Origin of the sequence: Enterococcus sp. AZ009 (assembly GCF_050548785.1) — a bacterium.
GTDB classification, from domain to species: Bacteria; Bacillota; Bacilli; order Lactobacillales; family Enterococcaceae; genus Enterococcus_D; species Enterococcus_D entomosocium.
On record NZ_CP172960.1, the window covers coordinates 1,335,116 to 1,360,607 of the forward strand.

A 25,492-nucleotide genomic window follows, 5' to 3' on the forward strand; every position below is an offset into this window, starting at 1 on the left:
TAGTCCTTTCTGGGAGGAAGATATGGATTCTTTTATTTTAGCGCTGTTTTCTGATACTGACAAGTTGCGTCCATCGACACTTTATCAAATTCTCATTGGTAAGCGCACTAGCTCTGTCTTGAGTTATGCCTTTTTTTATGATCGATTAGGTCTTTTTCAAGCGTTGCCACAGTTGAATGAGAGGGAGTATCAACAGACGATCGCTGACTTGATCCAACAAGGGATGCTAAGTCGAGATTCAGATGGTCTGCTGCTCAAAAGGACCGCTGCAAATTATGAACAGTCAAGAGAAATGTTGTTGCATCATACGGATTATTTTCGGTATGGACGAACGACGGAGGAGGCGTGGCGTTTTGTCCGACTGCTGGTTCAAGCAGCTGCATATCAAGAGGTGACGAATCAGTATATTCCTGTTGAGAACACGCCTTTATATACAGAACCTGTGCGTCGACTGATCCATCAATACCCTGAAATCAAAAAGATCACTCATCGAGAACTTTCGGCAGTTTTTGCCCAACTTCCCGCAGAAGTCGCAGATTTTTTAGCGGGTACCTTATCTGGTCCTGATCTTCTGGGGCAGGCGTTTTTCCAACTTTTGCCAGAATCTGTACAAGGTAAGCCTTGGGACAATCTTTATGTAGGAGCTGCGATCCATCAATTTTTAGCCTTGGTTGAAAAAGAGTCTCAGATGGTTCTGTTTCAAGGATTGTCGCCTTTTCTAAATAGGAATCTGAATCAAAGTATGCTGGAAAGTCGTGCATTGTTCTTGCAAGGAGCTTCTGTTGAGCAGATCATGGAAAAAAGAAGGATCAAACGAGGAACCGTTAATGATCATTTGATTGAGTGGGCACTGCTTGATCCGACATTTCCGTATCAGCGCTTTGATACATCATTGCTGAATAAGCTGCCAGAAACTTCTTGGAAAAACAGCTATCAAGAATTACAGGAGCTTCTTACGACTGATTTTTTGACGATCCGTTTGTTACAGATTGCTCAGAAACGGGGGATTCGATGTTAGAAAACGCACTGAATCAGTACTTTGGCTTCAAAACATTTCGTCAAGGACAAAAAGAAGTCATCGAAAGTGTTTTAGCGCAGCAAGATACGTTAGCGATTTTGCCTACCGGGAATGGCAAAAGTCTCTGTTATCAGCTGCCAGGGTACCTCATAGATGGCATCGTAATCATTATCTCACCGCTTGTTTCTTTAATGGAAGATCAAGTCTATGGCCTACAAAAGCAAGGGGAAAAACGCGCGATTGCGTTTAATAGTCAACTGGACCTTGCCGATCGTCACTATGTGATGCAGCATTTATCGCAGTACAAATTTTTGTTTTTAAGTCCAGAAATGATCGTGCAAGAAGCCATTTTGCAACAACTCGAACGAGCTAAGATCGCTATGCTCGTGGTGGATGAAGCTCATTGTGTTTCCCAATGGGGCATTGATTTTCGACCAGAGTACTTGCAGCTTGGTGAAGTAAAAAAACGGTTGAAGGCACCCGTCACATTAGCATTGACGGCTACTGCCACGGCGCAAGTCGAAGCAGATATTCGGCAAGTGTTGTTAGCAAAGAACGCCAATGTCTACCGTTATTCGATGAACCGCAGAAATATCGGCTTGTTCGTAGAGAGAACGTCAGACAAAGATGCGGCATTGGCAGACTATCTCAGCCGCTTAGGCGGGGCTGGGATCATCTATTGTTCCACAAGAAGCAAAGTCGAAGAAGTCTATAACAAACTGCGTCAGCGCTATTCGGTAGGCTATTATCATGGTGGTCTAGCGAGCGATCAAAGAAAAACGTTGCAGCAGCAGTTTTCTCAGAATAAACTAAAATTGCTCGTCGCAACCAATGCGTTTGGGATGGGGATCAATAAAGAAGATATTCGTTTTGTGATCCATTATGACTTGCCTGATTCGCTGGAAAACTACAGTCAGGAAATCGGTCGAGCAGGCCGCGATGGCAAACAAAGCAGTGCGATCTTGCTTTATCAGGAACACGATGAGCAGATTCACTACTTCTTTCAGCGAGAAAACAAAGAAGAACGCCGTGCTTTAGAACGAATGGATCAGGAAAAGATGAAAGGACCTTTGACACCGCTGCAAGAAAAATGGCAGCTGAAGATGAAGGAGTTGGGGGCTGCGTTTTGGCTGGAAACGCTAAAACAAAACGAACAGCAAAAGCAAGAACAATTACAAAAAATGTTGGCTTATATTCATTTTACCGGCTGTCGTCGCCAGTTTTTATTGGCGCACTTTGGGGAAGAAGCACCAGAAAATCCTTATTGTTGCGACAATGACGGGATCGAATTGGCAGCGGAAGAAGAGCTTTTAGAAAAAAAAGTCATCCTTCATTGGCAAGAACGTTTAATAAAAATTTTTAAAGATATAAATTGAATCGTATTTTGCAGGACAGTTTTTATTTACCTATGGTATAATACATCGGAAGGAAACTAGGAGGGAATACGAGTGAGCAAGAAAGACAATGACTACAATTCAGAAAATCAAGAACCGTGGGAACAACCAATCTATGATACAGAATACGATGATTCTGCATCAAGATCCCAACAAAGAAAACAAAAGCGTGGGAATTCACTCTTTTTGACGATCGTTTTAGTTTTGCTTTTCTTGATCGTGGCAATTCCGGTTGGTGCCGGTATTTGGGTGTTGAATCATAACAGTGATGCCCCGACCGCAGCAAGTTCGAGCAGTACAGTAGAAAGTACGACAGAATCTTCGACAACTGAGTCATCAACAACGGAATCATCAACTGCTGAATCGACAAGTGAAACGAGTTCGTCAACAAGTGAATCAAGTTCTTCATCAAGCAGTAGCAGTTCTGCACCAGCTTCAACAACGCCATCAAGTAGTAGTGAGCCGGCTCAACAGGAAAACAATGCAGGGCAAGACACTACGCAAAATAATCAAGGGCAAGGAGCGACTGGTACCGAGGAATACACGACGGTGCAAGCAGGTGAAGGTCCTGAACAAGTGGCAGCCCGTACAGGCATCTCAGTTGAAACCCTATATCAATTAAATGGGATTGATCCAAACAACTACATGCTATACCCTGGCGACACATTACGAATTAAATAAAAAACCGCTTTGGCGGTTTTTTTTCTTGGTAGGAAGAAGCCAAGGTGAACGATAAGCAGAAACGATGAAGGAATACACATCGTTGGGAAACGAGGAGTAAGAAAAATGAAAAAAATCAACATCGCTATTGATGGTCCGGCGTCATCTGGGAAAAGTACCGTGGCAAAAATCATCGCCAATGATTTAGGGTTTATTTATACAGATACCGGGGCCATGTACCGCAGCATCACGTATTTGGCCTTAAAAAGCGGCTGTTCATTAGAGGATGAAGCGGCGATCGCTGCTTTGATCGATCAATACCCCATCACTTTTGAACCGACTGAACACGGTCAAGAGGTCTTTGCAGGAGGAGAGCAAGTCACAGAAGCGATCCGTCAGCCAGAAGTAACCAACGCAGTTTCGAAGGTATCGGCATACCCTGCGATCCGCGAAAAACTAGTCCAACAACAGCAGATGATCGCTAAAGATGGCGGTGTCGTGATGGATGGCCGCGATATTGGTACGGCGGTTTTACCACAAGCAGAAGTCAAGATTTTTCTGGTAGCAAGTGTGGAAGAACGGGCGCAGCGCCGTTTCAAAGAAAATCAGCAAAAAGGGATCGGTACCGATTATGAAACTTTAAAAGAAGAGATTCAGCAAAGAGATTACTTGGATTCTCATCGGGAAGTCTCCCCTTTGAAACAAGCAACAGATGCCGTTCGAATTGACACCTCCGGTTTAACAATCGAGCAAGTCGTAGAAGCGATCAAAAAAACGATCCAAGAAAAGATCGACTAGCGAAAACAATGGGTGTTCCCCATTGTTTTTTTATTTTTCCTACGAAAAAGATGAAAGCAAGCAAGAAAACAGACGTGAAAAGACTTTTTCAACGAAAAAACCGTAGTTTTTTAGGAAAATAAGAGAAATCGCTTTATTTTTTTTTCATTCTATTTTAAACTAAAAGATGTAGTGCAATTATTGCAGAATTGTTGGTTAGGAGGACATGAGAGATGACAGAATTTGAAAATAATCAGGTTGAGAGTGGAAATGAATCAATGGAAGCCGCTTTAGACAATTTCCAAGAAGTAAAAGTTGGAGATATCGTTAAAGGCGAGGTATTGGCCATTGAGGATAAACAAGCGATCGTAGGGATCGAAGGCGCCGGTGTCGAAGGCGTTGTTCCTGCAAAAGAATTATCGACTTTACCTGTTGAAGACATCAACGAAGCAGTCAAAGTAGGGGATGTCTTAGAATTAGTTGTGATTTCAGCAATTGGGAAAGACAAAGAAAATGGCAGCTATCTCCTTTCTAAACGTCGCTTAGATGCGAAAAAAGTTTGGGAAGATATCGAAAAAGATTTCCAAGAAGGAAAAATCATCGAAGCACCAGTCACCAACGTCGTTAAAGGCGGATTAGTGGTTGACGTAGGGGTTCGTGGGTTTGTTCCAGCATCAATGGTCGAAGATCATTTTGTTGCGGATTTTGAAGATTACAAAGGGAAAACATTGACCTTTAAAATCGTTGAGATCGAACCTTCTGAAAACCGCTTGATCCTTTCTCATAAAGCTGTTGTTGAAGCAGAAAAAGCAAAACAAAAAGAAGCTTTACTAGCTGATTTATATGAAGGACAAGAAGTAGAAGGGAAAGTAGCTCGTTTGACTGACTTTGGTGCCTTCGTGGACCTAGGCGGCATCGATGGACTTGTCCATGTCTCTGAAATTTCACATGGGCATGTTGGCAAACCGAGTGACGTTTTGTCTGTTGGAGATACCGTCAACGTCCGTATCTTATCTGTTGATGCAGACAAAGAACGTGTGTCTCTTTCAATCAAAGACACATTGCCTGGACCTTGGACCAATATTGAAGAGCAAGCGGCTGTTGGCAGTGTCTTAACTGGGACTGTTAAACGTTTGACAAGCTTCGGTGCGTTTGTGGAAGTCTTCCCAGGTGTTGAAGGGCTGATCCATATTTCACAAATCTCCCATAAACACATTGCGACACCACATGAAGTCTTACAAGAAGGCGATGAAGTGCAAGTGAAAGTGCTCGAAGTGAACCCTTCAGAACACCGAATCGCATTAAGTATCAAAGCATTAGAAAAAGCAGAAAATACCAATGAAACACAAGAAGTTTCAGAGGATGATTATCAATTGCCAGAAGAATCAACTGGGTTTACCATGGGTGATATCTTAGGCGATGCCTTAAAAGACAGCGACGAAGAGTAATTGTATGTCATCAGCTTATAACGATTCGATGTTTGAATTTGTTATAAGCTGATTTTTTGTTTGCCGAGAAAGCTTGCAACTTTCCATGGCTTTAGGTAAACTAAGTAAGATTGAATACAAGAAGCAGCGTACAAGGACTGCTTTTTTAAATGGAGGGTAAAAAATGTCAAATCCAACAATAGCGATCGTTGGACGTCCGAATGTGGGGAAATCGACCATTTTCAACCGGATAGCTGGAGAACGAATTTCGATCGTTGAGGATACTCCAGGAGTGACCAGAGATCGTATTTATGCCACTGGTGAATGGCTAGGCCGTGAGTTTAGCGTAATCGATACTGGTGGGATCGATTTAAGTGATGAGCCGTTTATGGATCAAATCAAGCATCAAGCAGAAATCGCCATCGATGAAGCAGATGTCATTGTTTTTATTACGAGTGCTCGTGAAGGAGTAACAGATGCTGACGAGCTTGTGGCTCGTTTGTTATACAAAAGCAACAAACCCGTGATTTTAGCGGTCAACAAAGTTGATAATCCCGAGATGCGCAACGATATCTATGAATTTTATGGTTTAGGTCTGGGCGATCCATACCCAATCTCAGGAAGTCATGGATTAGGGATCGGTGATGTCCTAGATGAAGCAGTCAAACACTTTACCAATGAAGCGGAAGAAGAAGACGATTCCATTATCAAGTTTAGTTTGATCGGTCGACCAAACGTCGGGAAATCCTCCTTGATCAATGCGATTCTTGGAGAAGAGCGAGTAATTGTTTCAGATATCGAAGGAACGACTCGTGATGCGATCGATACCCATTTTACTAGCGAAAGCGGTCAAGAATTTACCATGATCGATACCGCCGGCATGCGTAAAAAAGGGAAGGTCTACGAATCTACTGAAAAATACAGTGTCATGCGAGCAATGCGGGCCATTGAACGCTCAGACGTCGTCTTGATGGTCTTGAACGCCGAAGAAGGAATTCGCGAGCAAGACAAACGGATCGCTGGCTATGCCCATGAAGCAGGCCGTGGAATCATTATCGTTGTCAATAAATGGGATACATTGAAAAAAGAAACGAATACGATGCGTGATTTTGAAGAAGAAATCAGAGATGAATTCCAATATTTGGATTATGCACCAATCATTTTCGTTTCCGCAGTGACGAAACAGCGCTTGAATAAGTTGCCGCAGTTGATCGAAGAAGTCAGCATGAATCAAAACATGCGTATTCCATCTGCGTTGTTGAATGACGTCATTATGGATGCGGTGGCGATCAACCCAACACCAACAGACAAAGGCAAACGTTTGAAGATTTTTTATGCGACGCAAGTGGCTGTCAAACCGCCAACTTTTGTTATTTTTGTCAACGAAGAAGAACTGATGCATTTCTCTTATGCGCGTTTCTTAGAAAATCAAATCCGCAAGGCATTCACTTTTGAAGGAACGCCGATTCGGATCATTCCACGCAGAAGAAAATAGAGATTTTATCATACTTTGTTTCTTTTTACAAAGAAATCTGTCCTTTTCTAGAAAAATGGGAAAAAACCAAAAAAAAACCCCCTAAAAACGTTAAAATCCTTGATATTACAAGGTTCTTATGATAACGTTATATCAGAATATTGATGGTAATCAATATTTGACAAAAACCTTGGACCACTCAAGATTTTTGTTGATGCATGACATCAAAAAAAATATCAGGAGGTGAAACCATCCATGGCAAATAAAGCAGAATTAATCGAAAAAGTTGCAGCAGCTACTGACTTAACTAAGAAAGACGCAACTGCAGCAGTAGACGCTGTATTCTCAACAATTCAAGACGCTTTAGCTAACGGTGAAAAAGTTCAATTGATCGGCTTTGGTAACTTTGAAGTTCGTTCTCGTGCAGAACGCAAAGGACGCAACCCACAAACTGGTGAAGAAATCAAGATCCCTGCTAGCAAAGTACCTGCATTCAAACCAGGTAAAGCTCTTAAAGACGCAGTGAAATAATTGAGTCTTGTAGAAACCCTTGAGTAATCAAGGGTTTTTTCTTTTGTCTAACTAGGAACTGCCACTATGCAGGCGGATCGAATGGGAAAAGAAACGGTTATTATTGTCAGAAAATTCAAAAATATTTTTTGTTTTTCTTTTGGTCTAAAAAAAACAAGGGTTGCTGGCACACTTTAATTCTCAAGCAAGAATAAAGGTGATTTAAAAGTCATTCTTATCAAAAGAAGCAAGCGATTAAATGACATCTGATGTGAGAAAGGGTTCCTTGGAATTGTCATTATTGAAAAAAAATTCAGAAAATTCGTTGACAAGTGATTTTGCAAAGGGTATATTGGTAAACAATTACAAGAACGTTACTATTTCTAATGAAGGAGCCATTTTCTATGCGTAATTTTAATCAATATTTATTAGTCATTATTATTGATACCAGGACTTAGAACACGGAAGCAAAAATTATCCGTTTGTTTGAGTCCTATTTGCGTAAGTAAACTGGGATTCTGGCAAAGCATCCCAGTTTTTTATAACCGGGATGCTTTTTTTTATTCCAAAATGCAGGAGATGATGAGTGTGAGAAGTGATCAAATTAAAAAAGGGATCGATGCAGCGCCAGCTAGGAGTCTGCTCTATGCCACAGGACAAGTTAAAAATATCCATGATATGAACAAGCCATTTATTGCGATATGTAATTCCTATATCGATATCGTGCCTGGGCATGTGCATTTACGGGAGTTAGCAGATATCGCAAAAGAAGCGATTCGTGAAGCTGGCGGCATCCCTTTCGAGTTCAATACAATCGGCGTAGATGATGGCATTGCGATGGGACATATCGGTATGCGATATTCGCTACCTAGCCGAGAATTGATCGCTGATTCTGCAGAAACCGTCATCAATGCCCACTGGTTTGACGGCGTATTTTATATCCCAAATTGTGACAAGATCACTCCTGGCATGATCTTAGCAGCCATGCGGACCAACGTACCAGGAATTTTTTGTTCCGGCGGTCCTATGAAAGCCGGCATTGATCCTCGGGGACATCAAATAACCTTATCTTCCATGTTTGAAGCCGTTGGGACGTACAAGACGGGTAATATGACAAAAGAAGATTTTGAGTTTATGGAACAAAATGCCTGTCCGACTTGCGGCTCCTGCGCAGGGATGTTTACTGCCAATTCGATGAATTGCCTCTTAGAAATCTTAGGATTGGCAATGCCAGGCAATGGTACGATCCTCGCCGTGTCTGAAGAACGACGAGAACTAGTTAGACAAGCCGCCTTTAAGTTGATGGATCTTGTTGAAAAACAAGTGAAACCTCGAGACATCGTGACCAAAGAAGCTATCGATGATGCCTTCGCTTTAGACATGGCGATGGGGGGTTCCACCAACACAGTGCTGCATACCTTAGCGATCGCCAATGAAGCAGAGATCGATTATGACTTAAGACGGGTCAATGAAATCGCTAAAAGAGTGCCTTATCTCTCAAAAATCGCGCCATCATCAGCCTATTCGATGCATGATGTCCATGAAGCCGGTGGGGTTTCAGCAATCATTCGGGAGCTATGTGATATCGAAGGAGCGATTCATCCCGATCGACCGACTGTTACCGGTAAGACGTTACGAGAAAATGTCGCTGAAGCGAAGATCCACAACGAAGAAGTCATCCATCCGAAAGAAAACCCGTATAGTCCAGTTGGCGGTCTATCGATCTTGTACGGAAACATCGCCCCAGAAGGCAGTGTCATCAAAGTTGGCGGGGTCGATCCAAGTGTCCAAGTGTTCAAAGGGAAAGCGATCTGTTTTGATTCTCATGATGAAGCAGTCGCAGCAATCGACAATCATACCGTACAAAAAGGACATGTTGTAGTGATCCGCTATGAAGGCCCGAAAGGGGGGCCGGGAATGCCGGAAATGCTGGCGCCTACCTCAAGTATCGTTGGTCGTGGGTTAGGCAAAGATGTCGCCTTGATTACAGACGGCCGCTTTTCAGGAGCGACGCGGGGGATCGCAGTTGGACATATTTCTCCGGAAGCTGCAGCCGGTGGTCCATTAGGACTAGTCAACGATGGCGATGAGATCATTATTGATTTGCCAAATCGAACGCTAAATCTGCAAGTTTCAGAAGAAGAGCTTGCCAAGCGTGCGCAAGAACGACCGAAGTTTCGTTCAAAAGTAAAAAAAGGATGGCTTGCACGTTATACCGCTTTAGTGACCTCTGCGAATACGGGCGGGATTATGCGAGTACCTGATGAGGAGGAGTAGCAATGGAAAACATCGACTATCAAGCATCGCATCTAAGGACTGGCGCGCAAGTGTTAGTGGACAGCTTGCAAGAGCAAGGCGTCGAAATGATCTTTGGCTACCCGGGTGGCGCCGTCTTACCGTTATATGACCAATTATATGATGCCGCGATTCCGAATATTTTGACGCGTCACGAGCAAGGCGCGATCCACGCCGCTGAAGGCTATGCCAAAGCTACTGGCAATGTTGGGGTCGTTTTAGTGACAAGTGGTCCAGGTGCTACGAATGTCGTCACGGGCATTGCCGATGCTATGAGCGATTCCGTACCGTTGGTGGTTATCACGGGGCAAGTGGCCGTACCAGGAATTGGCAAAGACGCTTTTCAAGAAGCGGATATTCTAGGTATCACGTTGCCGATCACGAAACACAATTACCAAGTCCGTTGTGTGGATGACTTACCGAAAGTGATCGCTGAAGCCTTTCACATCGCTTCAACTGGGCGTAAGGGACCTGTTGTGATCGACCTTCCGAAAGATATTACATTGCAAGAAACCGCTGAAACCTGCTCATTGCCGATCACAAGGAAAAGTTATCAACCGAATGCAGAGCCTTCCCGTCTGCAAATTGAAAAATTGATGCACGTTTTAGAAAAAGCACAGCGACCAGTGGTACTGGCTGGTGCAGGCGTGATCGCGGCTGAAGCTGCGGCTGAATTAAATGCATTTATTGCCAAGTACAAGTTGCCGACAGTCACAACGTTGCTCGGCTTAGGCTTACTGCCAAATGATCATCAATTTTTCTTGGGCATGGGCGGTATGCATGGAACGTATGCGGCGAACATGGCTTTATCAGAAGCCGATTTGATTATCAATATCGGCTCTCGCTTCGATGATCGCTTAGCGACTGCCGGCAGTCAGTTCGGCAAGCAGGCCATCGTTGCTCATATCGACATCGACCCGGTGGAGATTGGCAAGATTGTAGAGACAAAGATCCCAATCGTCGGCGATGCCAAGGCTGCTTTGCAACAGATGCTACGGTATCCGCCAACTAGAGGAACGTGGTCTGCCTGGTCGGATCTATGCCAAACACGGAAGACGGAAAAACCTTATCGCTATGATCGCACTCAAGCACAAGAAATCAAACCGCAAAAAGTCATCGAAGAAGTAGGGCGTTTGACCAAAGGAGAGGCTTACGTCATCACCGATGTTGGGCAGCATCAAATGTGGGTCGCGCAGTATTATCCGTTTCGCTTTCCTAAGCAGTTGATCACCAGTGGCGGACTAGGCACGATGGGCTATGGTATCCCTGCGGGAATTGGCGTCCAATTTGCTCATCCAGAAAAAATGGTCGTGGTGTTTGTTGGCGATGGCGGGTTCCAAATGACAAACCAGGAATTTGCTATTTTGAATGAGTATGGCTTGAATGTCAAATTTGTTTTGTTGAATAATCGTTCGTTAGGAATGGTCCGCCAATGGCAAGAAACATTTCATGGCAAACGACGCTCTGCCTCTGTTTTTGCACAGCAACCTGATTTTGTTAAACTAGCACAAGCTTATGGCATCGAAGGCTGTCGGATCGATGAACCCACTCAGCTTTCTGCTATGCTAGCGGAAGCTTTTGCACATACGGGGCCGCAACTGATCGAAGTAATGGTCTCGCCCTCAGAGCATGTGTTGCCGATGATCCCACCGGGGAAAGCCAATCATGAAATGATGGGGGTCTAAGGGGATGAAACGGGTATTAGCAGCAATCGTCCATAATGAAGCAGGTGTTTTGAGCCGCATCACGAGTGTCTTAAACCGCCGGCAGGTCAATATCGAGAGTATTTCTGTCGGCACAACGGAACGGCCAGAGTTTTCACGAATGACGATCATTGTCAACGTGAACGATTTGGCAGAAACAGAACAAGTGACCAAGCATTTAAATAAACAAATAGATGTCTTGAAGGTTTCTGATATTACAGAAGTTCCTCATATCGAACGAGAGCTGGTGCTGATCAAAGTCAATGCACCAACCACTAGCCGCTCGGAGATCCAAGCAGTGATTGATCCGTTTCGAGCGCACATTGTCGATGTCGCACTGAAAACGATCGTTGTGCAAGTTGCCGGTGATACGAAAAAGGTAGAAGCATGCATCGAAGTTTTGCGTCCCTACGGGATCAAACAGTTGGCACGAACGGGTGTCACTGGCTTTACAAGAGGGTAAGTGCAATTTTGAATTGCTTAAAATAAAGAAAGAATTCGGAGGAAACAAGTATGGTAAAAGTATATTACAACGAGGAAGTTACAGATAATCTAGGAGACAAGAAGATTGCGATCGTCGGCTACGGCTCTCAAGGGCACGCTCATGCGCAAAATTTACGGGACACAGGTCATGAAGTCTTTATCGGCATTCGTGAAGGAAAGTCAGCAGAAGCTGCAAGAAACGACGGATTTGAAGTCTTTCCAGTAGCCGAAGCCACTCAAAAAGCGGACGTAGTCATGATCTTGGCACCCGATGAGATCCAAGGATCGTTGTATAAAAATGAGATCGAACCGAATCTTTCTGCCGGCAATGCATTAGCATTTGCGCATGGTTTTAATATTCATTTTGATGTGATCGCGCCGCCAGAAGAGGTGGATGTGTTCCTAGTTGCGCCTAAAGGACCGGGCCACTTGGTGCGTCGAACCTTTACCGAAGGGTTTGCGGTGCCAGCCTTATTTGCAGTCTATCAAGATGCGACTGGCAACGCACAAGCGACAGCTTTATCTTATGCAAAAGGCATTGGTGCCACACGGGTCGGCGTTTTGGAAACGACCTTTAAAGAAGAGACCGAGACCGATCTTTTCGGGGAACAAGCCGTACTTTGTGGCGGTTTGACCAGCATGATCGAAGCTGGCTTTGAAACATTGGTAGAAGCCGGGTACCAACCGGAATTGGCGTATTTTGAAGTCTGTCATGAATTGAAACTGATCGTTGACTTGATTTATGAAGGAGGATTCAAAAAAATGCGCCATTCGATCTCGAATACGGCAGAGTATGGCGACTACGTTTCCGGTGCTCGGGTGATCACCGCACAAGCCAAAGAAAACATGAAAGCCGTATTGACAGATATCCAAAATGGTCAATTCGCGAAAGGATTCATTGAAGACAATCAAAATGGCTTCCCTGAATTCTATAAAATGCGTGAAGAAAACGGCAACCATCAAATTGAAAAAGTCGGCAGCGAGTTACGGAAAATGATGCCGTTTGTTGCGAAAGATTAGAGGTGGCGCGTTTGTTGGTGACAGTTTCTGCAATCGAACAAGCATATGAACGACTGCGGGGAGCAGTTAGTCATACACCGCTGCAGTATGATCGCTTTTTATCTGAAAAATACCAAGCGACGGTTTTGTTGAAGCGAGAGGACTTGCAAAAAGTCCGCTCCTTCAAATTACGAGGTGCCTACTATGCGATCACCCAAGCAGATCCTGTGCAGACCAGTCGTGGCGTCGTCTGTGCCAGTGCCGGAAATCATGCCCAAGGCGTTGCTTATACCTGCCAAGAACAGCAGATCCATGCGGTCATTTTCATGCCAACAACGACGCCGCAACAAAAAGTCGCGCAAGTTCTCTTTTTCGGCGGCGACTACGTCAAAATCGAATTGGTGGGAGATACCTTTGATGCGGCGGCGCAGGCTGCCAAACAATTTGCAAAAGAAAAGCAAATGGCTTTCATTGCTCCTTTTGATGATCCCAATATTATCGCAGGACAAGGAACAGTAGCCGTGGAAATGTTGGCGGATGCTGAAAAAAAACAAGTATCGATCGATTTGGTGGTGGCAGCCATTGGTGGCGGTGGTTTGATCAGCGGGACCGCAGCCTATTTGAAAGAAAAGCAGCCAAATATAAAAGTTGTTGGAGCAGAACCTGTAGGGGCCGCCTCGATGCAAGCAGCCTTTGATCACCAAGGACCGGTGGCTTTAGAGCATATTGAAACCTTTGTCGATGGTGCGGCAGTCAAACAAGTCGGAGCTCAGACCTATGCCCATGCCAAACGCTATGTGGATCAATTGGTAACGGTGGAAGAAGGTGCAATCTGCCAAACGATTCTAGAATTATACAGCAAACAAGCGATCGTCGCTGAACCAGCTGGTGCCTTGAGCGTGGCAGCTCTGGATGAGATCAAAGAGCAAATCAAAGGCAAGACGGTCGTCTGTATTGTGAGTGGTGGTAACAATGATAGTTCCCGCATGGCAGAGATCGAAGAGAAATCACTGATTTATCAAGGATTGAAACATTATTTTATCGTCAATTTCCCACAACGTCCCGGTGCGTTGAAGGAATTTGTTAGCCATGTATTAGGGCCTGATGATGATATCACGAGGTTTGAATATACGAAAAAAATCAATCGTGGAACAGGACCAGTAATGCTGGGAATCTTGTTGAAACAAAAAAACGATCTACCCGCATTACTGTCACGAATTGAACAGTTTGATCAAGGCTACATCAACCTTCAGCAAAATCAATCACTTTACTCGCTTTTGGTTTAGAAAAAAACATGGTTTCCTTTGTAATACAGGAAACCATGTTTTTTGCTTTTTGGCATAGAATCATGGGACAAATCGGCGAAAATACTTCCTAATGGTTAGCGATTTAGTAGGTGTTTCAACGGCTTCTTGCTATAATAGTAAGTAGTAGCAACAAAGGAGTGAGCCGATGGAAGCTGTTTTTTACAGAAATGAGCAAGAAACCCAGATTTCTTACGGGGAAACATTGGCATCGGTCATGAAAGGACAGTCGATCGAGCCGCAGCAGGTGATCATTTTGACGAATCAGCGTTATTATGACCGCTTTTCAGAAAAAGTAACCCGCCTGTTTTTGCCGCGCGAGGTCAATTGGTATATTTGTACCAACCAAATGTATTGCAACAACTTTAGTGAATTTAAGGCCGCAATGGATTTCTTCGGTCGCTTTTCAAAGCAAGAGCCGCTGCTGATCGTCGGTTTTGGGAATGAAGGCGTGTTGGCATTGAGCAGCTTTATCCACGCGACGTCGGTTCTGACGACACAGCTTTGGCTGATTCCCGTTTCCTTGCGGGCCTTAGCTAAAAGTGTGAAAGAAACAGCGATCGTTGTGAAAAAGCCAGATATCCCGATGCTGGAAAATCCTAATACACCCGAATTTGTTATTTACGATCAGACGATCGCAGAAAAACAGATCGATGGGAAATTGGTCGATTTTTTGACTCTGATTCGTTGTGGCGTGCTTGCCGATAGTGAGTTTTTAAAAGAGCTTTATCGAACCTATCCCAGTCATCAGGCGTTGATGAGACATTCGTTGGCTGCGTATACCGATCGGTTGATCCAACTATACCAGCAATCAGGCAGCGAATTGGAGGAGTTTGGCCAACTCTTTGCTGATGCTGCTTATCGAACGGAAAATGGGCACTTGCTGTCTGATGCGATGAAATTGTTCTTTGGCTTTTTGTTTCATTTTATGTGGACCGTCCAGCAGCAGCAATTGACTGTCGATCTGCCCGTGTTCTGCCAATGGCTTGCCCGATCAGGCTTTCCCATCGAATTGCCCGAGTCTTTTTCATTAAGCGAATATTTCAGTCATGTACTAGAATTGCAGCAAAAAGAAAAAAAACTGTTATTTTTGGCAAAAGTTGGTACAATAGGGGGCAGAACGAAAATCGAGGAAAAAGATCTCGTCCAGACGATGGAGACTTATCAGCGATTAATCAATGAGATTCGAGGGGTTTAAATGGAAACATATAGTGAAAAAATGTTAAAAGCATTAGCCGCGGAAGAACTGGCTGAAGCACAATTAAATTTTACCGAAGCTCTGCAAAAAGATGATGATGAGACATTAGGCGCTTTAGGTGATGAACTATTGCAGATCGGCTTTTTGGAAGAGGCGAAAACGTTATTTGAAACCTTGCAGCAACGACATCCTGATAATGAAGCTTTGCTGCTTCCTTTAGCGGAAATTGCGATGGAAGAAGACCAGATTGAAACAGCCTTCACCTATATCGATCAAATACCACCAACGAGTGAAGCTTATCTGCAAGCCTTGTTATTGAGTGCGGATCTCTATCAACTGATCGGTATTCCGGAAGTCAGCGAAGCCAAATTAAAAGAAGCGCAAAGCCTTGTGCCAGAGGAACCCTTGATTCGTTTTGCCTTAGCTGAGTTAGCTTTTTCAACGGATCGCTATCAAGAAGCTGTTGACCTTTATCAAGGATTGCTGGAAGAAGATATTACGGATATTTCGGGGATTTCGATCGTTGAACGGACCGGAACTTCATTGAGTATGGCAGGTAAGTTTGAAGAGGCGTTGGAATATTTTGAAGCAAGCTTAGAAGACGAACAGACGGACGAGCGTCTCTTCCAAACGGCTTTAGTCTATTTGCAGCTGAAGGAAAATGAACAAGCGATTCGCTACTTGCAGCAGTTGCGGGTCATGAATCCCCAATACCGGGCCTTGTATCTTTATTTGGCTGAAGCATTGCAAGAAGAAGAACAGCTGGAAGAAGCGCAACGTGTGATCGAAGAAGGGATTCATGAAGATCCATATCAAGTGGATTTCTATCATTTTGCTGCCGAGAATGCTTACCGACTTCATGACAGTGAAGCAGCCGAGTCATTTTTACTTAAAGCACTGGAAACTGGTGAAAAAGAAGAGGATACATTACTGACTTTAAGTAATTTATACTTGAATGAAGCGCGTTGGCAAGAAGCGATCTTGGCGATCGAGCGAATGGAAGACAATGAACAGCCTCACGCTTTATGGAATCTAGCGCAAGCCTTCAATGCGTTAGAAGATTTTGACAAAGCAGCAAAATATTACGAAGAAGCCAATGCTGATTTGCACCATGAACCGGCGTTTATGAAGGAATACGGCATTTTCTTACGTGAAGAAGGGCGTTTACCTGAAGCTCTTCATTTGCTACAACATTATTTGGCACACGAACCAGGTGATTTAGAAGTACAGTCGATCGTGGAGGACTTATTAGAAAGATAGGTGAGAGAAATGAACATCAATGTACAAGAAAAGAAAAAGTTTCTTAATTGGTTAGTTTCGACCGTTTCCTTCAGCCGCCGAGAAGTCTCTTGGGTGTTAAACTATCTGGCGAACCATGAAGCGATCTTGGCCAATGTTCATTTTGTAGAAGGGGCAGCCGCAGCCAAACGGGGCTTAAGTGTCCGCAGTACGGAAGTTGGAGGCGAACCCTTTGTCTTGAGTATCGAAGGACAGACCTTTTATGACATTGATCAGATTTTTCACGAGATTCGCATGAATTGGAAACAACCCTTGTATCTTGAATGTCTCTTTCCAGATTCTTGGTCGCAATCCTTTTATTTAGCAGTTTTAGAAGACAATCCTTATGAACGTTGGAACGACCACTTGGATCAAGAAATGACCCAACATGTTACCCAGTACCTTGAAAAAGAAGAAGCAAAAACCAAAATTGATACCTTGTATCGGCAGATCGATCTAGCATTGGAAAATGGGGATCGTGATGCCTTCTTAGAACTTTCCGATGAAGTAAATCGGCACTTGCTCCAACAAAAAGAAGAAAGCCGCTGACAAATAAAAAAGCAGTCCTTTAACCGGGACTGCTTTTTTAGTCTTTATTTTGTTTTAGAGACCGCTGCTTTGCGCTGTAAGAACCGTGACTTAGGTCTTAAGTAGGTAAAGCCTTCGCCTTCGACTTCATGGACATTGATGACAGAAACAAACGCTTGCGGATCAAAGTCATGAACAATGCGCTTGACTTCAGAAATCTCCCGTCCGCTGACCACCATATAAATGATTTGTTTCGATACTCTTGAGTAAGCCCCTTCGCCCTGTAAAAACGTGACACCGCGTTCCAATTCATCCATTAAAACAGGAGCTATCTCTTCGCTATGATTGCTGATCACTAAAATCCCTTTGGCTGAATAGCCGCCGTCTAAGATCGAATCGATCACACGAGTGAAGACATAAGAAAAAATCAAGGTATACATCATGCGGTTCAAATCTATATAGGTCAAAGAAAGCAACAGGACGAACACATCAAAGATCAAAAGCGACCGCCCGATCGTCACCCCAAAGTTTTTCTCTAAAATGCGCGCCAGTACATCGACGCCACCTGTTGTTCCACCGACTTTGTAGACGATCCCACTACCGATCCCTGCAATCAAACCAGCCAAGAGTGCGACGATCAGTAGATCATGCTGTAGATCGATCAACAGGGGAACACTCTGCCAAAATGCCAACCAAAAAGACAAACCAAAGGTTCCTAAAATCGTATACACTAATGAGCGTCGACCAAGAATTTTGCCACCGATCAAAATGATCGGAATATTTAAGATCAATGTACTAATGGCAGGATTGATTCCCCATAAGGCTCGCAGGATCAAGGTGATCCCTGTCACACCGCCTTCTGCTAAGTCATTTGGGATATTTAAATAGACTAGACCGAAGCCATAAATACTCGTACCGAAAATAATCAAAACAATGTCGCGAATCGTTCGCCATGAAAAAAATGCCCGCATCCTGTTTCCTCCGTTATTCAACTTCCACAAGTATCAATGTAGCACGAAATCATTGAATGTACAACAAATCCTGAGGGGGCTCTATCTAGGCAGGCAGCCATTCTTTTGGTAAGATAAACGAGAAAGGGTGAAGAAGATGACAGATAAACGTTCCTTGGCATCGATGCAAGAAGAAGTCGACGCCTATATTCAACAATTTAAAACTGGCTATTTCAGCCCCCTCGCCCAAATGGCTCGTTTGACTGAAGAAGTTGGCGAATTGGCGCGAGAAGTAAATCACTATTACGGGGAAAAAAATAAAAAAAGCGATGAAGTTGAAAAGACCGTGGCAGAAGAACTGGGCGATGTACTCTTTGTGACGATGATCATGGCCAATTCACTAGACATCGACCTGACTGAAGTGTTTGAGGAAAATATGGCAAAATTCAATCAGCGGGATGCGTATCGTTTTGAAAGAAAAGATGGGAAAGTACATGAAGCTGACTAAACTACCAAAAGAATTTGCAGAAGCTGCGCCACTCCTAAAAAAAATCGAAGCCGCGGGCTATGAAGCATACTTCGTTGGCGGCAGCGTGCGGGATACGATTTTAGGCCAGCCGATCCATGATGTCGATATTGCTACCAGTGCATTTCCAGCCGAAATCAAGGCGCTTTTTCCTCGAACCATTGACATTGGTATTGAGCATGGGACGGTACTGGTCTTGTGGGAACAGGCGCAATATGAGATTACCACCTTTCGAACTGAAGCCGCCTATCAGGATTATCGCAGACCTGACAAAGTTGATTTTGTCCGTTCCTTGAAAGAAGATCTAAAGCGGCGGGATTTTACCATCAATGCATTGGCACTTCAAGAAGATGGGGTCATCATTGATCTTTTCGATGGTCTTGCAGATATCGACAATCAGATTTTACGAGCAGTGGGTCACCCGCAGGAACGTTTCCATGAGGATGCCCTACGAATGATGCGGGGGCTGCGTTTTGTCAGTCAATTGGGCTTTGTTTTAGAAACAGAAACATTGGCTGCTATCCATGCGAATCATGCCTTGCTGGGGAAAATCTCTGTTGAACGGATCATGATTGAATTCGTGAAATTGCTGTTAGGCAATCATCGGAACCAAGCACTGCGGGCGCTAGTAGAAACCGAATGCTATATCTATTGCCCAGGCTTACGGGAATACGGTGAGGCGTTACTGCGGATGGCAGACCTGCCAGCGATCCCATTAGAAAACGAAACGACGGCTTGGGTATTGCTCATTGACCAAATCGGTTTAGCTCCTGAGGCAGTCCGCAGCTTTTTAAAAGCTTGGAAATGTTCGAATGACTGCATCCGCCAAGTACAAACGGTCTATCAAGCACTGCTAATGCGTCGGAACGGCGAATGGAACGATCTGCTGTTGTATCAGTTCGGTTTAGAAGCAACCTGTTTAGCTGAAGGATTATTGCGTTATGACAAGCTGCCCAATGATCCTGCAAAAATCAGTCAGCGCTATCAGCAGCTACCGATCCATTCACTGAAGGAGCTGGCGATCAATGGACGTGATTTACTGCAGACAGTTGATCGTTCTTCTGGTCCGTGGCTCAAAGAAGTCTTGGCCGCTGCCGAAGCTGCAGTCATCACACGAAAAATCCCTAATGAAAAAGAAGCACTATTGGCGTTTGCTCAAGCATATTTAGCGAAGGAGGGATAACTGAAGAATGGAAAGCAAAAAAGACTTTCTCGTTGACCTTCAAGACACTGCGGCTGTTTTGGGTTCTGGCGGTTTAGCGGTTTTAGCAACCCCTCGACTGGTCGCAATGGTGGAAAACACCTGTTGGGAAGCCCTTGAGCCTACTTTAGATAAAGGGTTTACCACCGTTGGTACAAAGTTTTCGATCGATCATTTGAAACCTTCGCCAGTCGGAGCGACAATCACAGTTCTTATACAATGGGAAAAAGAACAAGGATTCCAGTTTGATTATCAGGTGACCGATGGGGCGCAACAACTCATTGCCAAAGGGACTCATCAACGAGCGGCGGTGGAAATCTCTCGGTTTATGAAAAAAGTCAACGAAAACCAAAGTTAATTTGTGTCCCAGTAGCGACTATGTGTTAGAATTAAAATGTATTATTAATAAAAAGGAGCGTTTTGTCATGGCTAGAGAAATGAAAGCTTTAAAATTTTATTTCCGTAATGGAGAAACATGGACGATCGAGCGCCGTTACATCGGTGACTTATGGATCAAACAAATCACGACCAGTTTTGGCCGTATCCACGGAAGCGAATTCGTTGAGATTCATCCATGTGCTGGGTTCAAAATTGAAATCTTCCAAGAAGGCGATCATGTGGCAACACATGACATCAACTTAGGCGGACTTGAATTAGGGATGTTTGCTCGTGCGTTGAAATATGAAGATATTGAACGGATGGAAATTCTTTACCGTAACGGTACACCGGATCTTGTTTATTTCCCATACAAGGACAAAGATACGGAAGGATTGGATAATGTATACCAATCAACAAAAATCAGTGAAAAAACGAAGAGTCTGTATATCGTGATCGACCCAAATCAAACGGTTGATGATGTTTATCAAGAACATTTCGAAGAATAAGAAAAACGCAGAACCAGTTGGTTCTGCGTTTTTTTTAGAATGTTTCTTGGAACATATCCGTATACTTTTTTAATAAAAGATAATCTTCGGCATATTCATCCTTTAAAACGATTGTATCGCCAAAGAAACTCTTACGAGCATGTTGAATGATCCGATGCTGAATATCTTTTTCCAGAAGGTAATCGATCTCAGACTGTTTCAGGTTTTGTGCAGCAGTCGCCCGATTCTTTTCTAAATATTGCAGCAAATCGTACTCAAGGTGTCCCGCACCATTGATGACTCGTTTGTATTCGATTTTGTCAATTTTCATCTGCTCACACTCCTTGCTATTAAAGTACCTTAGAAAGAAGTAAAGGGGGAGATGGGGGCCTCGAAATTACATAAATCTTTAAAAAATGGATCGTTTGTTAATGTTATCTTAAGATTTGTCATCGAAAAGGAAAGAAAAACGAGTCAAGTGCCGGTATTTTTTGAACCATCAGCAAACGGTTCTTTTTCTTTTTGCTGATGGACAGGTCCTATGTTGGCGATCCCATCTAGACCACCAGCGTGACCACCGACTAATTTGCTGCGTGCAATGGCACGAGCGCCTTCCATTCGGCTTGTGGCATGAACGATCGAAGTGAAGCCGTATTTCTCACGAATCTTATCGATGATCAAATCTAATTTACGCTGGCGTAATTGCGTTTCTGCTTGCTCAAAAAGATCCAGCTGGACATTTTCTGTATAAACCAATTTTGAATAGGTGATACCGATGTGGCGAACGACTTGCCCGGTATAAAATTTTCGAAAGAGAAATAGGCAATGAGCAACAAGCTTACGTGTATTGTCAGTTGGCGGGATTTTCATTTGTCGGGAAAAGCCAGAGGCAGTTTCACCAAAGGCTACGCCGATGTAAACATTGATACAAGCGGTCTGACAATGATGGCGGCGAATTCGAGCGGCAACTTGCTCTGCCATTTCCTTGATGACGATCTCGATTTCTTCTTGTAAATAATAATTGCGATGTAGGACCTGACTATTGCCGTAGCTTTTTTCCATGACCTGCGGTGTCGGTTCGGCTAAAATGGTGCGGTCAATGCCGTGAGCGTGATGGTAGAGCTGCTCACCAATGATTCCCATGCGACTGCGCAAAAGATCAGGACTGGCATGAGCCAATTGTTCAATAGATTCAATCCCCATCAAGTGAAGTCGTTTTTCTGTGCGTCGACCGATTCCCCAAAACTCAGTCATGGGGCTGATTTGCCAAACTTTTGTCGGGACATCTTCGTAGGTCCATTCGGCAATCAAGGAACGGTTGTGTTTGGATTCGTTATCTAAAGCTAGTTTTGCTAACAAAGGATTGTCACCAATACCGATGGTGACATACAATTTCGTTGTTTCGTAAATGTCTTTTTGAATTTGCTGGGCAATCAGCCAACGTTTTTCTTCGCGAGAAATCGTGTTATCAGGAATGAAAAGATCCAGTGTACGAGTCAGATCCATCATCGTTTCGTCGATTGAATAGAGCAGCAAATCATCTTGTCCAACATATTTGCGAAAGACATCATTGACTTTGGTGTTTTCTTTGATATAAAAACTCATACGTGGCGATGCTTTGTACAAATCGGGATGCGTCGGCAGATTGTCATTGCGGGTCACATTTGAAATTCCTAAAGCCGATTTTGCCTTTGGGGAAGCCGCTAAGATTAAGCCGTTTCCAGTATTGTCAGAATGAGACATGACGACCAGCATCGCTTGGATAGGGTCTAAGCCGCGCGAGATGCATTCGACAGAAGCATAAAAACTTTTGACATCGATAAATAAGATATCGCGTTTTGGCTCGAGCGCATAATTAAAACCACCCATTTTTATCACTCCTTACCGAGATTATACGAACGTTTGTTCTTTTTTGTCAAGCGAACAGGAGCGGATGGGTGGATTTGTTTTTTTATAGAGAGATTATTTTTGGCTTATAATGATGGGAAACGTTGTTTTATAAGGGATACATTCATTTCAGGTTATCAGAATCCGATTGGACATAAAAACGTGATTTTGTCTTTTTACCCGAAGGTGTGATTAAAAAAACAGCCGATCCATTGGACCGACTGTCGTAGCTTAAATCAATTTTCGGCAGGTAGCATTGCAAACAAACTTAAGAGATTGCCGTCTATATCTTTGACGATGGCATAGCGTTGCCCCCAAAAGGCACACCAAGGTTCTTTGAAAGACTGATACCCGGCAGCTACGACTTTTGCATGAAGGGCATCAACCTCTTCAGGGGAATCACATAAAAAGGCTAATTCAATTGTGTCACCAACAGTCATTGGTGCATGTCCGTAGATCCCGGCAACCATCTGGCGGCTATTCAAAGAGATGCGAACCCCGTCGTTTGCTAATTCCATATAATCTTCTGAGTGCTGACCTAATGGTGTGAAGCCAAGTACTTGATAAAAAGCCAGTGCCTGTTCCATGTTTTTTGTGATAATACCAACCATATCTAGTTTCATTGTTTTCTTCCTTTCTTGTGGGAATTCTTTCCATAACAGTCAATGCAGTTGCTAGCAATGAAGATTACCTCGTTTCTGTCAGACGGTAATGGTGCAACCGTTCAGCCAACGTACCAGTGTGTAGTTCAAACAAATGATTGTCATCATCGTAAAAATAAATGGAAGCACCTTCGCCTTTGATACGAGAACGATCTTTTTCGATCTTCAATCCTAGTCCTTGGATGCGCGTAATCAAGGAATCGATTTGAGTTTGATCGATTTTAAAGGCAATATGGTTATACGTTTTCGGCAGCTTCTGGGAGGCATCCTCCATAACAGCAAGCCATAAGCCATCGATCAAAAAGAATTTTTCTGGGAAGTAAGAATGGGACTGGCCTCGGCTATCATAAATTTCCTCTGCTTCAAACAATGTTTCCAGCATCGTTGTCGTCTTTGCTAAATTCTGTACGATCAACGTGATATGGGAAATCTCCATCGCATCAACACTCCTTCGTTATGACGAAATAGGGGAAAGAGAAACAATTAGTATCAAAAGAAGCATTATGTTAGTGATTGTAAAATACCAATAGGAAGAGCAGAACATAAAACAGTGCATCTGTTGTGCAAGGAATAACTTTCTTCTTGTATTTTGTCCAAAAGAAGACATTTATTAAGAAGAGGACAATCACCGTCGGTAGGCTAAAGGTCCAAGCAGGGTGTTTAATGAAAATGAAAAGCATATTTCCAATAAGAGCAAAAAGAAAAGCGCCATAAAACAGACGATAGTTACTAGGTAGATACATAAAATTGCCAAGCATGGGTTCACCTCCTGTAGGCAGTATAGCTTGAAAGGATCGACTGGCACTCAAAGTATATTGAAAGGACAGCTAGAAGAAAAAGCTAGTTCATGTTCTATGTGCCGCCTTTGTTGAACATTAGTTTCTTTTTTACATTATACATTAAAATTTATTTATACGTCGCTTCAAAGAAAAAGTTGGCTCAAAAGTTCAAAGCAAATAAGTGAAAATAGGGGAGTGGTTGTGTAAAGAGGGAAATAAAAATGCAGCAGCTATCATTGCAAAATGTCTGAAAAAAAAGAAGTTCGCAAACGCCTTGGTTATCAGCGTTTGCGAACTTCTTAAATAGCATTATTTTGTTTCGCGGTGTAAAGTAACTTTTCTTTCACGTGGGCAATATTTTTTCTTTTCCAAACGATCAGGATTGTTACGTTTGTTTTTGTTTGATAAGTAGTTGCGTTCTTTACAAGAAGTGCACTCTAATGTGATGTTTACGCGCATGATTTTCCCCCCTAACGATACAAGAATCCTCTAAGAAATCTCTCAGACTAAAATATAATAGCATGTTTTGTGCGGGAATGCTAGCTTTTTCCTGAAATTTGTTAAGTAGTTTTACTTGACGAATTACTTGAAACGCATTAGTCCAATTTGCTCTGGATATCTTCGATCATTTTGGTATAGGCGATAGGACCGTTGTAGAGCCAGCTTGATTCAGGACCGAATTCCCATAAATGATTGTTTTTGACTGCATCAAGATTTTGCCAGACTTGTTCGCTGAAAAAATCAGCGCCTTTATCACTATTCACTAAAATCAAGTAATCGGCATCCAATTCTGCCAATTTTTCCAGAGAAACGGCAGACCAGTCAGCAGTGGCACTTTCACTGATTTCTGAAACAAGCGAGGGAACTTCAAAACCGAGTTCGTGATACAGCAGTTGACCACTTGATTTTGTTTCTGAAACCATGAAGACAGAATTATTGACCACCCATAAAACAGCAATCGACTTGCCTTGGATTTGATCAGCGTACGTTTCCTTGGTAGTAGCGACTAAGTCATCATAATCAGCTTCTACTTGGGCAGCTTCCTCTTCTTTGTGTAAGACCTTTGCGATATCTGTCAGACGTTCACGCCAGGTTACTTCCTCGCCATTTGTGACCACATAGGTCGGCGCGATCTTACTGTACTGATCATATTTGTCGCCTTCCACCATGGAATTGCTATCCATCAGCAGTAGGTCTGGCTCAAAGCTCAAGACATCTTCATAGGGCAGATCATAGTTGATTCTTGGCACATCTGCTAGTTTATCTTGCAAGTATGCTTGATCACTGTCATTGCCGACTGTCCATTGAGCAACCGGGGTTACCCCTAAAGCGACCAAATAATCTTCCAAGTAACTACCGATCACCCGTTGTGGGTTTTCGGGAACAGTGACTTCATTTCCCATCGCATCGGTAAAGGTTGTTGCTATTTCTGAAGAAGTAGTGGCTTTTCCACTGCTATCCGTTGAGTCATTATTCGTACCGCAAGCACCCAGTAGGATAAGGGAGCAGGCTGCTAGCAGGGTAAGCCAAGTACTTCTTTTTGACCATTGTTTCATAGAAAAACTTCCTCCTTTGT

General features: G+C 43.4%; 27 protein-coding genes. 19 read left to right on the forward strand and 8 right to left on the reverse strand.

Annotation, left to right across the window (positions count from 1 at the left end):
• The first annotated feature begins 22 nt into the window (after positions 1-22).
• From IGJ74_RS06430 to IGJ74_RS06500, 15 genes are all read left to right on the forward strand, one after another.
• Entirely contained in the window at positions 23-1,018 is a 996-nt protein-coding gene (locus tag IGJ74_RS06430; RefSeq protein WP_005237094.1) for a helix-turn-helix domain-containing protein, read from the forward strand.
• Entirely contained in the window at positions 1,012-2,394 is a 1,383-nt protein-coding gene (locus IGJ74_RS06435) for a RecQ family ATP-dependent DNA helicase (RefSeq protein ID WP_218193249.1), read from the forward strand. The genes IGJ74_RS06430 and IGJ74_RS06435 overlap by 7 nt, the downstream gene beginning before the upstream one ends.
• A 72-nt stretch (positions 2,395-2,466) precedes the next feature.
• Positions 2,467-3,093 (forward strand): SAG1386/EF1546 family surface-associated protein, encoded by a 627-nt coding sequence (locus IGJ74_RS06440; protein WP_005237087.1) that lies wholly within the window; start codon positions 2,467-2,469, stop codon positions 3,091-3,093.
• A 105-nt stretch (positions 3,094-3,198) separates the two neighbouring features.
• Complete coding sequence (gene cmk, locus IGJ74_RS06445; RefSeq protein ID WP_005237085.1) at positions 3,199-3,870, forward strand: (d)CMP kinase; 672 nt, start codon at positions 3,199-3,201, stop codon at positions 3,868-3,870.
• 212 nt (positions 3,871-4,082) lie between these two features.
• Entirely contained in the window at positions 4,083-5,297 is a 1,215-nt protein-coding gene (gene rpsA, locus IGJ74_RS06450) for a 30S ribosomal protein S1 (protein WP_005229333.1), read from the forward strand.
• Positions 5,298-5,460: 163 nt separating this feature from the next.
• Entirely contained in the window at positions 5,461-6,771 is a 1,311-nt protein-coding gene (der, locus tag IGJ74_RS06455; RefSeq protein WP_005237082.1) for a ribosome biogenesis GTPase Der, read from the forward strand.
• A gap of 234 nt (positions 6,772-7,005) precedes the next feature.
• Positions 7,006-7,281, forward strand: coding sequence for an HU family DNA-binding protein (locus IGJ74_RS06460; protein WP_003126821.1), 276 nt, complete (start codon positions 7,006-7,008; stop codon positions 7,279-7,281).
• A 567-nt stretch (positions 7,282-7,848) separates the two neighbouring features.
• Positions 7,849-9,537 carry a dihydroxy-acid dehydratase gene (ilvD, locus tag IGJ74_RS06465; protein ID WP_008381045.1) on the forward strand — a complete coding sequence of 563 codons (1,689 nt, stop codon included), beginning with the start codon at positions 7,849-7,851 and terminating at the stop codon, positions 9,535-9,537.
• 2 nt (positions 9,538-9,539) lie between these two features.
• Positions 9,540-11,240 carry a biosynthetic-type acetolactate synthase large subunit gene (gene ilvB, locus IGJ74_RS06470; RefSeq protein ID WP_086316991.1) on the forward strand — a complete coding sequence of 567 codons (1,701 nt, stop codon included), beginning with the start codon at positions 9,540-9,542 and terminating at the stop codon, positions 11,238-11,240.
• Positions 11,241-11,244: 4 nt separating this feature from the next.
• A complete protein-coding gene (gene ilvN / locus IGJ74_RS06475; RefSeq protein ID WP_005229349.1) occupies positions 11,245-11,721 on the forward strand; it encodes an acetolactate synthase small subunit in 477 nt (158 codons plus the stop codon).
• Between the two features lie 50 nt (positions 11,722-11,771).
• Positions 11,772-12,761, forward strand: coding sequence for a ketol-acid reductoisomerase (gene ilvC, locus IGJ74_RS06480; protein ID WP_008381047.1), 990 nt, complete (start codon positions 11,772-11,774; stop codon positions 12,759-12,761).
• Positions 12,762-12,772: 11 nt separating this feature from the next.
• Complete coding sequence (gene ilvA, locus IGJ74_RS06485; protein ID WP_034878691.1) at positions 12,773-14,026, forward strand: threonine ammonia-lyase IlvA; 1,254 nt, start codon at positions 12,773-12,775, stop codon at positions 14,024-14,026.
• Between the two features lie 166 nt (positions 14,027-14,192).
• On the forward strand, positions 14,193-15,242 hold the full coding sequence (locus IGJ74_RS06490) for a hypothetical protein (RefSeq protein ID WP_087664354.1): 1,050 nt from the start codon (positions 14,193-14,195) through the stop codon (positions 15,240-15,242).
• Positions 15,243-16,502 carry a tetratricopeptide repeat protein gene (locus IGJ74_RS06495; RefSeq protein WP_218193248.1) on the forward strand — a complete coding sequence of 420 codons (1,260 nt, stop codon included), beginning with the start codon at positions 15,243-15,245 and terminating at the stop codon, positions 16,500-16,502. It begins immediately after the preceding gene.
• 9 nt (positions 16,503-16,511) lie between these two features.
• On the forward strand, positions 16,512-17,069 hold the full coding sequence (locus IGJ74_RS06500) for a YpiB family protein (protein WP_008381051.1): 558 nt from the start codon (positions 16,512-16,514) through the stop codon (positions 17,067-17,069).
• A 44-nt stretch (positions 17,070-17,113) separates the two neighbouring features.
• Here IGJ74_RS06500 and IGJ74_RS06505 read toward each other — a convergent pair whose 3' ends face one another.
• Positions 17,114-18,019, reverse strand: coding sequence for a YitT family protein (locus tag IGJ74_RS06505; RefSeq protein ID WP_005237068.1), 906 nt, complete (start codon positions 18,017-18,019; stop codon positions 17,114-17,116).
• 136 nt (positions 18,020-18,155) lie between these two features.
• Between IGJ74_RS06505 and IGJ74_RS06510 the strand changes: the two genes are divergently transcribed.
• The 4 genes from IGJ74_RS06510 to IGJ74_RS06525 all read left to right on the forward strand — a co-directional run bounded on the left by IGJ74_RS06510 (position 18,156) and on the right by IGJ74_RS06525 (position 20,609).
• Positions 18,156-18,506, forward strand: a complete 351-nt coding sequence (locus tag IGJ74_RS06510; RefSeq protein ID WP_008381054.1) for a nucleotide pyrophosphohydrolase — start codon at positions 18,156-18,158, stop codon at positions 18,504-18,506.
• Complete coding sequence (locus tag IGJ74_RS06515; protein ID WP_086299632.1) at positions 18,493-19,707, forward strand: CCA tRNA nucleotidyltransferase; 1,215 nt, start codon at positions 18,493-18,495, stop codon at positions 19,705-19,707. The genes IGJ74_RS06510 and IGJ74_RS06515 overlap by 14 nt, the downstream gene beginning before the upstream one ends.
• 7 nt (positions 19,708-19,714) lie before the next feature.
• A complete protein-coding gene (locus IGJ74_RS06520; RefSeq protein WP_008381059.1) occupies positions 19,715-20,083 on the forward strand; it encodes a thioesterase family protein in 369 nt (122 codons plus the stop codon).
• A 67-nt stretch (positions 20,084-20,150) separates the two neighbouring features.
• A complete protein-coding gene (locus tag IGJ74_RS06525; protein WP_008381061.1) occupies positions 20,151-20,609 on the forward strand; it encodes a hypothetical protein in 459 nt (152 codons plus the stop codon).
• A gap of 34 nt (positions 20,610-20,643) precedes the next feature.
• Here IGJ74_RS06525 and IGJ74_RS06530 read toward each other — a convergent pair whose 3' ends face one another.
• The 7 genes from IGJ74_RS06530 to IGJ74_RS06560 all read right to left on the reverse strand — a co-directional run bounded on the left by IGJ74_RS06530 (position 20,644) and on the right by IGJ74_RS06560 (position 25,472).
• Positions 20,644-20,919 carry a hypothetical protein gene (locus tag IGJ74_RS06530; RefSeq protein WP_008381063.1) on the reverse strand — a complete coding sequence of 92 codons (276 nt, stop codon included), beginning with the start codon at positions 20,917-20,919 and terminating at the stop codon, positions 20,644-20,646.
• 143 nt (positions 20,920-21,062) lie between these two features.
• Positions 21,063-22,457 carry a Y-family DNA polymerase gene (locus IGJ74_RS06535; RefSeq protein WP_016613094.1) on the reverse strand — a complete coding sequence of 465 codons (1,395 nt, stop codon included), beginning with the start codon at positions 22,455-22,457 and terminating at the stop codon, positions 21,063-21,065.
• A 254-nt stretch (positions 22,458-22,711) separates the two neighbouring features.
• Positions 22,712-23,098, reverse strand: coding sequence for a VOC family protein (locus IGJ74_RS06540; protein ID WP_061053912.1), 387 nt, complete (start codon positions 23,096-23,098; stop codon positions 22,712-22,714).
• 64 nt (positions 23,099-23,162) lie between these two features.
• A complete protein-coding gene (fosX, locus tag IGJ74_RS06545; protein WP_194188064.1) occupies positions 23,163-23,573 on the reverse strand; it encodes a FosX/FosE/FosI family fosfomycin resistance hydrolase in 411 nt (136 codons plus the stop codon).
• A gap of 70 nt (positions 23,574-23,643) precedes the next feature.
• Complete coding sequence (locus IGJ74_RS06550) at positions 23,644-23,895, reverse strand: hypothetical protein (RefSeq protein WP_194188063.1); 252 nt, start codon at positions 23,893-23,895, stop codon at positions 23,644-23,646.
• A 330-nt stretch (positions 23,896-24,225) separates the two neighbouring features.
• Complete coding sequence (rpmG, locus tag IGJ74_RS06555) at positions 24,226-24,375, reverse strand: 50S ribosomal protein L33 (RefSeq protein ID WP_005229384.1); 150 nt, start codon at positions 24,373-24,375, stop codon at positions 24,226-24,228.
• 137 nt (positions 24,376-24,512) lie between these two features.
• Complete coding sequence (locus tag IGJ74_RS06560) at positions 24,513-25,472, reverse strand: ABC transporter substrate-binding protein (RefSeq protein ID WP_086372706.1); 960 nt, start codon at positions 25,470-25,472, stop codon at positions 24,513-24,515.
• Between the last annotated feature and the right edge of the window lie 20 nt (positions 25,473-25,492).